The following is a 13,652-nucleotide window of genomic DNA, read 5'->3' as shown; positions in this document are numbered from 1 at the left end:
AATTTAAGATAAAGCGTGCCAACGCAATAAAAATGAGGGAATTTTCCCTCATTTTGTTTTTTTAATGGGTAATGCTATTGAATGTCAGAAAAGTGCCCTTATATATTTTGACAATCCGTGGAATTAATTTTATTTGGTGACATGCGAATAAAATTACCTGTAAAAGCGTTAAGCTAAAAACGAAGAGAGAGCTCTATGAATCCTGAGCGTCCAGAACGTATTGAAATACCTGTATTGCCATTACGTGATGTCGTTGTATATCCGCATATGGTGATCCCGTTGTTTGTTGGTCGTGAAAAATCCATTCATTGCTTAGAAGCTGCGATGAACGACAACAAACAAATTATGCTGGTTGCGCAGAAAGATGCATCTACTGACGAACCAGGTGTTAATGATCTTTTTTCTGTTGGTACAGTTGCCTCTGTTTTACAGATGCTAAAACTACCTGATGGAACAGTGAAAGTACTTGTCGAAGGTATTCGTCGTGCCAAAATTACGACGTTATCTGACAATGGTGAATACTTTCAGGCGAAAGCAGAATACCTTGAAACGCCAGCAGTTGATGAGCGCGAACAGGAAGTCTTAAATCGTACAACGATTAATCAGTTTGAAGGTTATATCAAGCTGAATAAAAAAATTCCGCCAGAGGTATTAACCTCATTACATGCTATTGAAGAATCAGCGAAATTAGCAGACACCATTGCTTCTCATATGCCGCTGAAATTAAAAGATAAGCAAGCTGTACTTGAAATGTCTGATGTTACAGAACGCCTTGAATATTTAATGGCGATGATGGAATCAGAAATCGATCTGCTACAAGTTGAAAAACGCATTCGTAACCGCGTTAAAAAGCAGATGGAAAAGAGTCAGCGTGAGTATTATCTCAACGAACAAATGAAAGCGATTCAAAAAGAATTAGGTGAGATGGATGATGCACCTGATGAAATGGAATCGCTGAAACGTAAAATCGACGCTGCAAAAATGCCGAAAGAGGCAAAAGAGAAGACAGAAGCGGAACTTCAGAAATTAAAAATGATGTCGCCAATGTCAGCTGAAGCCACGGTTGTACGTAGTTATATTGATTGGATGGTTCAAGTTCCTTGGAATAGCCGTAGCAAAGTTAAAAAAGACTTAGTGAAAGCGCAAGAGGTTCTTGATACTGACCATTATGGTTTAGAGCGTGTTAAAGAACGTATCCTTGAATATCTCGCGGTACAATCTCGCGTTAGCAAAATTAAAGGGCCAATCCTGTGCTTGGTAGGGCCTCCGGGTGTAGGTAAAACCTCACTGGGTCAATCTATTGCTAAAGCAACAGGCCGTAAATATGTTCGTATGGCGTTAGGTGGTGTGCGTGATGAAGCTGAAATCCGCGGTCACCGTCGTACTTACATCGGTTCTATGCCGGGTAAATTAATTCAGAAAATGGCGAAAGTTGGCGTCAAAAACCCACTTTTCCTGTTAGATGAAATTGATAAGATGTCATCAGATATGCGTGGCGATCCAGCTTCTGCACTGTTAGAGGTGTTAGATCCAGAGCAAAACATCGCATTTAACGACCATTATCTGGAAGTTGATTACGATCTGTCTGATGTTATGTTCGTGGCGACATCTAACTCCATGAATATACCAGCACCGTTGCTAGATCGTATGGAAGTTATTCGTTTATCAGGCTATACCGAAGATGAAAAACTGAATATTGCTAAGCAACATTTGCTACCAAAACAGATTGAACGTAATGCATTAAAACCAAGTGAGCTGACAATCCATGACAGCGCAATTATGGGCATTATTCGTTATTACACGCGTGAAGCGGGTGTACGTAGTTTAGAACGTGAAATCTCTAAATTATGCCGTAAAGCAGTAAAACAACTGCTAATGGATAGCACAATCAAACATATTGAGATTAACGAAGATAATCTCAAAGACTACTTAGGTGTTCGTAAAGTTGACTACGGTCGTGCTGATACAGAAAACCGAGTGGGTATGGTTACAGGACTTGCATGGACAGAAGTTGGTGGTGATCTACTGACTATTGAAACAGCAAGTGTACCGGGTAAAGGCAAGCTAACATTCACCGGCTCTTTAGGTGAAGTGATGCAAGAGTCTATTCAAGCGGCAATGACCGTGGTTCGTGCTCGTGCTGATAAACTTGGTATTAATGGCGATTTCTATGAAAAACGTGATATGCACGTACACGTTCCTGAAGGCGCAACACCAAAAGATGGTCCAAGTGCAGGTATCGCAATGTGTACTGCATTGGTATCAAGCCTAACAGGTAACCCTGTACGTTCGGATGTTGCAATGACGGGCGAAATTACGTTACGCGGACAAGTATTGCCAATTGGCGGACTGAAAGAAAAGTTACTTGCTGCACATCGTGGTGGAATTAAGACAGTTCTTATCCCTGATGAAAATAAACGTGATTTAGAAGAAATTCCTGAAAATATTGTTGCTGACCTGGATATTCACCCGGTGAAAACAATTGAGGAAGTTTTATCGCTAGCCCTGCAAAATTCGCCGTTTGGCATGGAAGTTGTGACTGATAAATCACACTAAAGAGTGATATTAGTCATAAATTATAGCTAAAAAAAAGGCTGGATAAGTAATAAAAGCTTGCCAGCCTTTTTTTGTGTCGCTAATTTAATTGGGATTTTAATTAAAAATGCTGTTTTATCGGTCTTGCTATATCTAAAAAGGCTTGATATAACGACGTTTGCAAAATTTGCCATTAATGGTGAAAAATAACGCATAAAATTATGGGGATGAAAGCGTGAATAAAACTCAACTGATCGACAAAATTGCTGCAAATGCAGATATCTCAAAAGCGGCAGCTGGTCGTGTTGTAGATGCTCTGGTTGCTTCTATCACTGAATCTTTACAAAAAGGTGATGATGTAGCATTAGTAGGTTTCGGTACTTTCACTGTACGTGATCGTGCAGCTCGTACAGGCCGTAACCCACAAACAGGTAAAGAAATTCAAATTGAAGCTGCGAAAGTTCCTGCATTCCGTGCTGGTAAAGGCTTAAAAGACGCAGTTAATCAATAATAGTTGAACTTATTTTCTGCCAATTTGTTATTAGCTTAACGTTATGGATAAACAGAAAACGACTCAATTAAAAAATGAAGCGCATCTTTTTGAGATGCGCTTTTCTTTTTTTAGGTTATAAATCACGATTAAACCTTGTATTCTCTGGCGATAAGACGTGAAACTGAAGTAGTCATTTGATAGAATGACGCGTTGTTCTATAACTGAAATAGACAACAATGAATGATTCAGTGATGGGTTAAATGGTTATCGTAATCAATGAATCAAATAATGCTGTTTAGTTTTTTCTTAGTTATAGAAAGTGCGTGTTAAGACTGCGCATTAATACGGGACTGGCTGTTTTTAATGATTGTCGCGTGTCGCGACATTTTGATATTAAGCCAGCATGGGCATATTATCTTTTCGCTGTGCTCAAAATAGTCGTGTAACACCCATAAAAATAATTTTTATTTCACCAAACGGAGCCTCGTCTCGTTATGATGGACAACATTCGTTCCACTGCTAATAATCCATTTATAAAGATATTATTAGCTGTGATCATCCTCTCCTTCGTCCTAACTGGTGTGGGCGGATATCTCTTTAGTTCAGGCGTTAATGATGCTGCTGAAGTTAACGGATATAAAATTAGCCGTTCTCAATTAGAGCAAACTTATCAGCAACGTCGTGCTCAATTACAACAAGATATGGGTGAAAATTTTGCTGCTCTTGCTTCATCGGAAGAAGGTCAGAAACTTATTCGCCAACAAGCGCTTGATATGCTGATCAACCAAGCATTACTTGATCAATTTGCACAAAATCTGGGTATTTCAGCCGGTGATCAGCAAATTAGAGATGCTATTTTTGCACTTCCTTACTTTCAAACTGATGGCAAATTTGACAATAAAAAATATGTCGATTTATTGAAAGGCAATAATATTGATGCTGATGCCTTTGCAGAAGGTATTCGTCAAAACCTTATCAATCAGCAATTGAAATTTTCTATTCAAGGTACAGATTTTGCCTTAGATAGCGAAGTTAAAGAATTTGCAGGCTTGATGCTACAAAGCCGTAATGTACGTTTAGCATCATTGGACATTCAGCCATTCCTTGAAAAAGAAACGGCATCTGATGAAGAAGTGAAAGCGTTCTATGAGCAAAATAACCAAATGTTCATCGCGCCAGAGCAATTTAAAATTAGCTATATTCAATTAAATGCTCAAAAAGATTTTAATAACATCAACATTACTGATGAAGAAGCGAAGGCTTACTACGATAGTAATATTGATGAATTCACAGCAGCAGGACAAAAACAATACAGCATCTTAGTTCTAGCTGATGAAGCAGCCGCTAAAGCAGCAGAAGAAGAGCTGAAAAAAGGCGCTGATTTTGTTTCGTTAGTGAAAGAAAAATCTATTGATAGCTTCTCTAAAAAACAAAATGGTTCTTTAGGTTGGATAACTATCGGTCAAGAATTACCAGAGCTAGCTAATGCAAGTTTGACAGAAAAAGGCCAAATTTCTGCACCTGTTAAAATCAGCAACGGTTACGCAATTTTCCGCCTTGATGATATTAAACAATCTGTTGTAAAACCGTTTGATGAAGTGAAAACAGATTTACTGGCAAAAATGCGTGAAAACAAAGCAATTGACGATTTCTTCGCATTACAACAAAAAGTGAGTCAAGCTGCATCTAACGACAACGACACATTAGCTCCTGCGGCTAAAGCGGGCAATGTAACTGTTGTTAATACTGATTGGTTTGATGAAAACACAGTTCCTGCACCATTAAATAATGAAAAACTCACCCAGTTAATTTTTGGTGGTTCATTAGTGGATGAAAATGGCCCAACAGGCATGAATTCAGACATGGTGACGTTGGGTAATGACAGCGCATTTATCGTGCGTGTAGAAGGTTATAAGCCTTCAGCAAGCCAACCATTAGATAAAGTGCGTGATCAAGTTGTTATGCTAGTTAAACAGCAAAAAGCATCACAAGCAATGAATGCTCAGGCTCAAAAACTTTTAGCTGCATTGAAAGAAGGCAAAGGCGAAGAAGCACTGAAAGCGGCTAATATTTCGTTTGGTAGTGAAGAAAGCATTGTTCACTCATCTGCAACAGATGTAGTACAAACCGCTATTTTCTCTATGCCAAAACCTGCTGAAGGTAAAAAAGAGTATGGTATGACTAATGTACCTGGTACCAAAGTCGTCCTCATTCAATTAGACAGCGTAACAGATGGCAAACCAACAGCTGAACAACTAGAGTTTATGACTAATCTCTATCGTGCTCAGATGGGCGAAGAAGCGTTACAACTTATGTTACGTGACCTAAAAGATAACGCTAAAATTGAAATTTTTGATAAAGATTATCAATAATCAATTTTGAGTTATTACATTAAAAACCCAGCATAAAGCTGGGTTTTTTTATGGCGAACAGTCTTTGATAATTTAAGCTAATAACTCCATTTCTAGAAAAGTTCACATTTGAGAGCAAGTCCGACAATTTTTTGTAATGCTTCTTCTGTTCATTTTTATTTTTCCTGCTTTCTCGTAGTTTTCTTTTTATACAATTGTCGATTTATCAATATATTGGCATTCTTTTTCTGCATTCAGAAATCTCTGTTTGCTATTGAATTTAAAATTATTGAATAAAAGGAAATTATGATTATGAAGATGGATAAAAGAATGTTGTCAGGTTTTATGGCCTCTATTTGTCTTGCTTTGGGATTAGGTTTTTCTCCTCTCTCTTATGCAGAAGAAACACCGACTTCAACACCAACAGTTTCTATCGAAACTCACACCTCAGTTGATCGTGATGCTAAAGAAAATAAAGCCAATGCAGAAGGTAAAGTTAATTTAAATACGGCAACAGTAGATGAATTAATGGGGTTAAAAGGGATCGGAAAAGCAAAAGCGCAGGCCATTATTGATTATCGCGAGCAGTTAGGACGTTTTACCTCTATCGATGAACTTGAAAAAGTTTTTGGAATTGGTATGAAGTTGGTTGATCAAAATCGTGATTTTATCGTTATTAATTAAGGTGTTCATTCTTATACGATGTAGGTATAAGTGATAGCAAAAACGTGAATATTGATTGAAAGTCCCCGTGTTTCTCTTTGATTTTTTTTGATAAGAGAAACACGTTTTCTTAGCATTTTCTGTTCTGAAAGAAAACGAAATAAACCTATATCAGAAATTACTAAATTTATTTTCTTGGCTATATTTATGGTATCGCAAAAAAACTTTATAAAAAGTTTATTAGAATAATCAAGAGGTAATAAATTGATATGAGTACATTAATTAAAGTTTATGGCTTCCATTTAGATGTTTTTGAACATGTGAATAATGCACGTTATCTTGAGTTTTTAGAGCAAGCCCGATGGGATTGGATTGAACAACATTTAGATTTTGATTGGTTTAAGCGCAATGGCTTGGCATTAGTCGTTGCTAATATCAATATTAATTATCGCTTACCTGCAAGTTTAGGCGATGAGCTACTGATTGATTGTAATGTTGCTGAAGTGGGGATTAAAAGTGGTGTACTTTCTCAGAAGATCGTGAGAAAAAAAGACGGTGCACTTATCTCTGATGCATTAATCACTTTTGTTCTTGTAGACATTAACACCAAAAAAGCACTGACATTAACAGATCAGTTAAGAGAGAAGCTTGAGTATGTACGTCAATCATCCTAATACACAAAGAGGGTATTAGAACTCTCTTGCTCAATGCTATTGGGCTAATTAAAGATGATTTAATGCAGTGATAATGCTTTGTGACTTATCACTGCATAAGCGAATAGAGCTACGGGTAGCAGTGATAATAAGCAAAGTAATAATGATGATTATTTAAGACCTACTTTCTGTTTCATTGCCTGCATAATTGGTGTTTTATCAGCTAAGTAAGTGCTTAATCCGCGTTGTCTTAAATGACAGGCTGCACATTCACCACAGCCATCACCTTGAATACCGTTATAGCAAGTTAAGGTTTCGTGACGAACGAAATCTAACTTTTTATAGTAATCAGCAAGGGCCCAAGTTTCAGCTTTATCTAGCCACATTAATGGGGTGATAAATTTAATATCACGTGCAATACCTAAGCTGACAGCATGATTCAGTGCTTTTACAAATTCATCACGACAATCAGGGTAACCAGAAAAATCAGTCTCACAAACACCAGTGATGACACTCTCAGCCCCAATTTGATAAGCGTAAATTGCTGCCAAAGTGAGGAAAAGAATATTTCTACCCGGTACGAAGGTACTTGGAATATCACTTTCTTCACTTTCTTTGAAATCAGGAACAGGAATATTGTCGCGAGTTAGGCTACTGATAGCGAGTTCATTAAGTAAACTTACATCTAAAACTTTATGCGCAGTTGCCCCCAGTAATTGACTAACTTTTTGTGCTACCTCAATTTCTTCTTTATGGCGTTGCCCATAATTAAACGTAATGCAATGTACTTCATCGTACTTTTCCAACGCTTGAATAAGGCAGGTTGTCGAATCTTGTCCACCACTAAAGACAACGACCGTTTTTTTCATCAGAATACTCCTGAATATTGAATTTCTATAAGGATTAGTACGCATAAAAGTACATATATTATGGCAATTTATTACCGATTTATCATTAGATGATTACTCTTATAGTAAGGGGCAGGTTATCATTATTTTTTGTAGGGGCATATTTTGAAGGAGTATCTATGTTAGATAAGATTGACCGTAAACTATTAGCGCTGTTACAGGAAGATTCAAGCCTCTCACTGAATACTTTGGCTGAGGCTGTTAACCTAACCTCAACACCTTGCTGGAAACGATTGAAAAGACTAGAGGATGAGGGGTATATTCGTAAGCGTGTTGCGCTGCTTGATAGTGAAAAAATCGGGCTAGGTCTAACAGTTATTGTTATGATTAGAACACAGCAACATAATAGCGAATGGTACGAACAGTTTGTTTCATTTGTTAAGCAAATGCCAGAAGTACTGACATTCTATCGAATGGCGGGTGAGTGTGATTATCTAATGCATGTTGAAGTAGTAGACATGAAAAGTTATGACCTATTTTATAAGCGTATGGTTAATGGCGTACCGGGTCTTATTGACGTGACTTCTAACTTCGCAATGGAAAAAATTAAATACACAACGGCAATGCCGATACCTGAATAAGGTTCATCTTTACCAACTGGCACTTTTATTTTTTGTATAACCTTAGGATTTAAGGCGTGGCTCTATTTTCACAGCTCAGTTGGTATTTCCTCAGTGAATGGCGTCGTTATGTAGGTGCCATTTTCTTATTGATGGTTATCGCAGTATTACAGGTGATCCCTCCGAAAATTGTTGGGATCATTGTGGATGGTGTCGATAACCATAGTCTGACATTTAGCCAAGTAATGAATTGGATTGGTGTGATGGTATTAATTGCCCTCGCAGTTTATCTTTTGCGTTATTTTTGGCGTCTTTGGTTATTTGGTGCATCTTATCAACTCGCAGTAAAACTGCGGATGCAAATTTACCAACAACTTAACCAACAATCCTCTTCATTTTATCACCGTTATCGTACTGGTGATTTAATTGCACGTACCACCAATGATGTTGATAAAGTCGTTTTCGCAGCGGGCGAAGGTGTACTGACCTTAGTGGATTCTATGGTGATGGGGCTTGCTGTGCTTGTCATGATGAGTATTCAGTTAAGTTGGGAACTAACACTAATTTCATTATTACCTATGCCAATCATGGCTATTTTGATTAAGCGATATGGAGATAAACTACACAGTCGCTTTAAAACCGCACAGGCACTTTTCTCTTCACTCAATAATCAAGCACAAGAAAGCTTGAGTAGTATTCGCATGATCAAATCATTCGGGCTAGAACAACAACACGCCTCTCGTTTTGATGATGTTGCAAAAGAAACTGGACGCCAAAATATGCGTGTTGCACGAATTGATGCGCTATTCGATCCTACTATTTTCATGGCTATTGGTTTTGCTAATTTACTCGCTGTTGCGGGTGGCAGCTATTTTGTTATTAATGGCAAAATGACATTGGGTGAATTAACCAGTTTTGTGATGTATTTGGGGCAAATGATCTGGCCAATGCTGGCATTAGCATGGATGTTCAATATTGTTGAGCGTGGTAGTGCTGCTTATAGCCGAATTAATAGTTTATTGGATGAAAAACTCGATATGATTGATGGTGAATTATCACCAAAGCAAGGTCGAGGTGTGCTATCTGTTGATATCAAACGTTTCCAATATCCCGAACAAACAACAGAATCACTGAAAAATGTTCATTTCACATTATCACCCGGTGAAATGTTGGGTATTTGTGGAATGACTGGGAGTGGAAAAAGTACATTACTTACCGTTATTCAACGACTTTACGATGTGACTGAAGGTGAAATTCGTTTTCAATCCATACCTATTTATCAATTGAAACTTGATGAATGGCGAGCACGCTTGGCAGTTGTTAATCAAACACCATTCCTATTTTCAGATACCATTGCGGGAAACATTGCCTTAGGTCGTCCTGATGCGACAAAAGAAGAAATAGAGTCTGTTGCGAAACTGGCAAATATTCATGAGGATATTTTACGCTTACCTGAAGGGTATCAAACGCAGGTAGGTGAAAAGGGTGTAATGTTATCTGGTGGGCAAAAACAGCGTATTTCTATCGCTCGAGCGCTATTATTGGATGCTGAAATTTTATTATTAGATGATGCTCTATCCGCTGTTGATGGACAAACTGAATATCAAATTTTGCAAAACTTGTCGCAATGGCGAAAAGATAGAACGTTAATTATTAGCGCTCACCGCTTATCTGCATTAGTTGGTGCTACGAATATCTTAGTTTTAAAACAAGGTGAGATTATAGAGCAAGGTACACATCAGCAATTAATTTCAATACCGGGTTGGTATCAAGATATGTACCATTATCAGCAATTAGAGGCCGCGCTGGATGACGATGAATAAAAATAAATCCGTTAAAGCGCTATTACCTGCATTAAAGCGTCTTTTGACTTATGGCAAAACCTATCGCAAACCCATGACATGGGGAGTCATTATGTTGTGGGTAGCCGCCGTTGCAGAAGTGGGTGGCCCATTAATTGTTGGTTATTTTATTGATACAAAAGTCGCCACAAATAATGTGGAATTAATGTCATCATTAGGTTTGGCGTTAGCTTTTATTCTTTTACAGGTGATAGCCGCCACACTTCACTATTATCAAGCTATTGTGTTTAATCATGCTGCCGTTGGGGTTGTGCAACAATTGCGCACGGATGTGATGAGTGCGGCACTAAAACAGCCGTTAAGTGCTTTCGATAATCAACCTGTGGGGCAGTTAATTTCTCGTGTAACAAATGATACCGAGACGATTAAAGACTTGTTTGTGAACGTGTTACCGACATTATTCCGAGCGATTGCTTTAGTGGTTGTAATGCTGATAGCCATGTTCATATTAGAATGGCAAATGGCATTAATCGCGATGACAATCTTCCCTGCCGTTATCGGTGTGATGATGCTTTATCAGCGACTTAGTACGCCAATAGTTCGTAATGTGCGCCATTTCCTTGCCAATATAAATGATGGCTTCCACGAGGTCATCAATGGTATGTCAGTTATTCAGCAATTTAGGCAACAAGCTCGATTTGGTGAAAGAATGTCAGATGACAGCTGGCAACATTACCAAGCACGTATGAAAGCGTTAAAACTTGATGGTCTGTTATTACGTCCTTTACTAAGTATGCTCTCTGCGTTGGTTCTATGTGGTTTATTAATGCTGTTTGGGTATCAAGGCAGTGCTGTTATTGGTGTTGGGGTTATTTATGCATTTATTAGTTATTTGGGTCGATTAAATGAACCCTTGATCACCCTGACATCGCAACAATCGATTTTACAACAGGCAGTTGTCTCTGGTGAGCGTGTTTTTGAACTAATGGATGCTCCTTTGCAGCACTACGGTTCATCATCACATATCATCACCCAAGGTCATATTGACGTTAACTCTCTGTGGTTTGCGTATCGTGATGAGCAATGGGTATTAAAAGATATCAATTTAACTATTCCTGCTCGTCATTTTATCGCATTTGTTGGGCACACAGGAAGCGGTAAGAGTACTTTAGCCAGTTTATTAATGGGAAATTACCCTTGGCAAAAAGGGAGTATCTCTTTAGATAATCAACCGTTAGAAGCATACTCTCACGCCGCATTACGCAGTGGTATTGCGATGGTGCAGCAAGATCCTGTTTTACTGTCAGGTTCACTGCATGACAATATTACATTAGGGCGTGAATGTGATGAGTCTCATTTATGGCAGATACTAGAAACAGTACAACTTGATCAGTGGGCTAAAGCATTACCTGAAGGGCTACAAACAGAACTTGGTGAGCAAGGTAGTCGCTTATCTGCTGGGCAAAAGCAGTTACTTGCATTGGCGCGTGTACTATTAATACCTCCTCGTATTCTTATTCTGGATGAGGCAACAGCAAATATTGACTCAGGAACAGAGCAAGCCATACAGAAGGCGTTAAAAGTGGTTAGGGAAAAAACGACACTGATTGTTATTGCTCACCGACTTTCCACTATTATTGAAGCCAATGAAATTGTAGTGCTTCATCGTGGTGCAATTGTCGAGCAGGGTGATCATGCTAAGCTACTCTTACAAAAAGGCAGATACTATAATATGTATCAATTACAGCAAGTCAGAGAGTCTTTACAAGAACAAGAGCCTATTGAAGTAGAATAATAACCTTAAATAAAAAATATAATTTTAAAGGGCACATCATCTTTATGTATGTGCCCTTTTTTATTTCCCAGTTATCTTGCTTTGAGCAAAATAGCAGTCATCTTTTTGCACCAATTCTGTGAATTTTTCGATTTTAATTATTCTAAGTTTCGATATTTAGCCATTTTATCAATAGGTTAAATAATGGCATGTCTTTTGCTTTGCTATATAAACTTTGTTCTTTCAAATATCGACGAGGTTTATATGAAATATATCATCGCCATTATTAAGCCATTTAAATTAGAAGAAGTACGAGAGTTACTTTCTGAGTTAGGCATAAAGGGAATGACAATCAGTGAGGTAAAGGGGTATGGGCGGCAAAAAGGACATGCCGAACTGTATAGAGGCGCCGAGTATGAAGTTAATTTTCTCCCAAAAGTAAAAATAGAACTCGCTATTTGTGATGAGCAACTTGAGCCAGTTATGCAAGCGATTATGCAAGCAACGGATACAGGAAAAGTTGGTGATGGAAAAATCTTTGTTTTGGAGTTATTGCAGGCAGTCCGTATTCGTACCGGTGAATCTGGTGATGAAGCACTTTAAAGGAGATATTCGATGAAACGCTTACTTTCTTTGCTATTGATGTTAGTGCTTACACACTTTTCTTCATCTGCATTTGCGACTGAAACAGCGCTTGTTGATAAGGCGGATAATGGCTTTATGTTGATATGTACTGCTTTGGTCTTTTTTATGACTATACCCGGTATTGCATTGTTTTATGGGGGATTACTAAGAAGTAAAAACGTACTTTCATTGATAACACAAGTGATGATGATCTTTAGTGTTGTGGTCATTCTTTGGATAACTTTTGGTTACAGTTTGGCTTTTACTGTGGGTAATAAAGTCTGGGGTGGGTGGTCACTTACTTTTTTGAATAATGTCTCACTGGATTCACTATCTGGTTCAATTAATCAATATGTACATGTTGCTTTTCAAGGATCGTTTGCGGTTATCACTGTTGCATTAATTGTTGGGGCATTAGGAGAGCGCATTCGTTTTTCTGCATTACTTATTTTTACGATTATTTGGTTCACTTTTTCTTATATTCCTATTGCGCATATGGTATGGGGAGAAGGTGGCTGGTTAATCGATGATGGCGCATTAGATTTTGCTGGTGGAACGGTCGTACATATTAATGCTGCTATTGCGGCACTTGTTGGTGCTTACTTACTTGGTAATCGACGTGATAGCCAGCATACAGCGCTTAAACCTCATAATTTGCCCATGGTTTTTACAGGTACGGCTGTACTTTATATCGGTTGGTTCGGTTTTAATGCAGGCTCTGCTGGCAGTGCAAATGCAATTGCGGCTTTAGCGTTTTTAAATACCGTCATTGCAACCGCAGGAGCCGTGCTTTCTTGGACTGCGTCAGAATGGATCACCAGAGGCAAACCTTCTATGTTAGGCAGTTGTTCAGGCTGTATTGCAGGGTTAGTGGCGATTACGCCTGCTGCTGGCACGGTCGGAGTGATGGGCGCTTTATTTATTGGTGTCATGGGAGGAATTATTGGGCTTTGGGGAGTTGTTGTTTTAAAGCGCTGGTTAAAAGCTGATGATGTTTGTGATGTTTTTGGTATTCATGGTACTTGCGGTATTGCAGGTTGTCTATTAACGGGGGTATTTACGGCTTCATTTTTAGGTGGTGTGGGATATAGCGATGATATGACACTGATTAAACAGGTTTTAATTCAATTCATGAGTGTTGTGATCACTGTGATTTGGTCTGGTGTTGTCGCTTATATCAGTTTTAAAATCGCAGATAAGCTGGTGGGTTTACGTGTTTCAGAAGAGGAAGAGCATGATGGATTAGATTTAACAACTCATGGTGAAAGAGCTTATCAACAGTAATTGTC

The 13,652-nt window shown here is 38.4% G+C and carries 11 protein-coding genes; 10 read left to right on the top strand and 1 reads right to left on the bottom strand.

The window, feature by feature from the left end; genetic code table 11:
* The first annotated feature begins 195 nt into the window (after nt 1-195).
* The 5 genes from lon (at nt 196) to ABN236_RS05165 (ending at nt 6,716) form a co-directional block, all read left to right on the top strand.
* Nucleotides 196-2,556 carry an endopeptidase La gene (gene lon, locus ABN236_RS05185; protein WP_075671981.1) on the top strand — a complete coding sequence of 787 codons (2,361 nt, stop codon included), beginning with the start codon at nt 196-198 and terminating at the stop codon, nt 2,554-2,556.
* 214 nt (nt 2,557-2,770) lie between these two features.
* Nucleotides 2,771-3,046 (top strand): nucleoid-associated protein HU-beta, encoded by a 276-nt coding sequence (hupB, locus tag ABN236_RS05180; RefSeq protein WP_036911695.1) that lies wholly within the window; start codon nt 2,771-2,773, stop codon nt 3,044-3,046.
* 476 nt (nt 3,047-3,522) lie between these two features.
* On the top strand, nt 3,523-5,400 hold the full coding sequence (gene ppiD, locus ABN236_RS05175) for a peptidylprolyl isomerase (RefSeq protein ID WP_088493677.1): 1,878 nt from the start codon (nt 3,523-3,525) through the stop codon (nt 5,398-5,400).
* Nucleotides 5,401-5,691: 291 nt separating this feature from the next.
* Nucleotides 5,692-6,063 (top strand): ComEA family DNA-binding protein, encoded by a 372-nt coding sequence (locus tag ABN236_RS05170; RefSeq protein ID WP_227718948.1) that lies wholly within the window; start codon nt 5,692-5,694, stop codon nt 6,061-6,063.
* Nucleotides 6,064-6,311: 248 nt separating this feature from the next.
* Nucleotides 6,312-6,716: an acyl-CoA thioesterase gene (locus tag ABN236_RS05165; RefSeq protein ID WP_088493676.1), complete on the top strand. Its 405-nt coding sequence runs from the start codon at nt 6,312-6,314 to the stop codon at nt 6,714-6,716.
* 149 nt (nt 6,717-6,865) lie between these two features.
* On the opposite strand, the gene queC is transcribed toward ABN236_RS05165, so the two are convergent.
* On the bottom strand, nt 6,866-7,564 hold the full coding sequence (queC, locus tag ABN236_RS05160) for a 7-cyano-7-deazaguanine synthase QueC (RefSeq protein WP_088493675.1): 699 nt from the start codon (nt 7,562-7,564) through the stop codon (nt 6,866-6,868).
* A gap of 158 nt (nt 7,565-7,722) precedes the next feature.
* On the opposite strand from queC, the gene ABN236_RS05155 reads away from it, so the two are divergent.
* The 5 genes from ABN236_RS05155 to amtB all read left to right on the top strand — a co-directional run bounded on the left by ABN236_RS05155 (nt 7,723) and on the right by amtB (nt 13,647).
* Nucleotides 7,723-8,184 (top strand): Lrp/AsnC family transcriptional regulator, encoded by a 462-nt coding sequence (locus ABN236_RS05155; protein WP_036911686.1) that lies wholly within the window; start codon nt 7,723-7,725, stop codon nt 8,182-8,184.
* 56 nt (nt 8,185-8,240) lie between these two features.
* On the top strand, nt 8,241-9,986 hold the full coding sequence (locus ABN236_RS05150; protein ID WP_349473522.1) for a SmdA family multidrug ABC transporter permease/ATP-binding protein: 1,746 nt from the start codon (nt 8,241-8,243) through the stop codon (nt 9,984-9,986).
* Nucleotides 9,973-11,760, top strand: coding sequence for a SmdB family multidrug efflux ABC transporter permease/ATP-binding protein (locus ABN236_RS05145; protein WP_349473521.1), 1,788 nt, complete (start codon nt 9,973-9,975; stop codon nt 11,758-11,760). The genes ABN236_RS05150 and ABN236_RS05145 overlap by 14 nt, the downstream gene beginning before the upstream one ends.
* Nucleotides 11,761-12,003: 243 nt before the next feature.
* On the top strand, nt 12,004-12,342 hold the full coding sequence (locus ABN236_RS05140) for a P-II family nitrogen regulator (protein WP_088495958.1): 339 nt from the start codon (nt 12,004-12,006) through the stop codon (nt 12,340-12,342).
* Nucleotides 12,343-12,354: 12 nt separating this feature from the next.
* A complete protein-coding gene (amtB, locus tag ABN236_RS05135; RefSeq protein WP_349473520.1) occupies nt 12,355-13,647 on the top strand; it encodes an ammonium transporter AmtB in 1,293 nt (430 codons plus the stop codon).
* The last annotated feature ends 5 nt before the right edge of the window (nt 13,648-13,652 follow it).

The sequence above is a fragment of the Proteus sp. fly-1013 genome, assembly GCF_040140245.1.
Lineage (GTDB): Bacteria > Pseudomonadota > Gammaproteobacteria > Enterobacterales > Enterobacteriaceae > Proteus > Proteus mirabilis_B.
The sequence above is the reverse complement of the archived record's forward strand: the minus strand, read 5'-3'. Positions and strand labels throughout refer to the sequence as shown.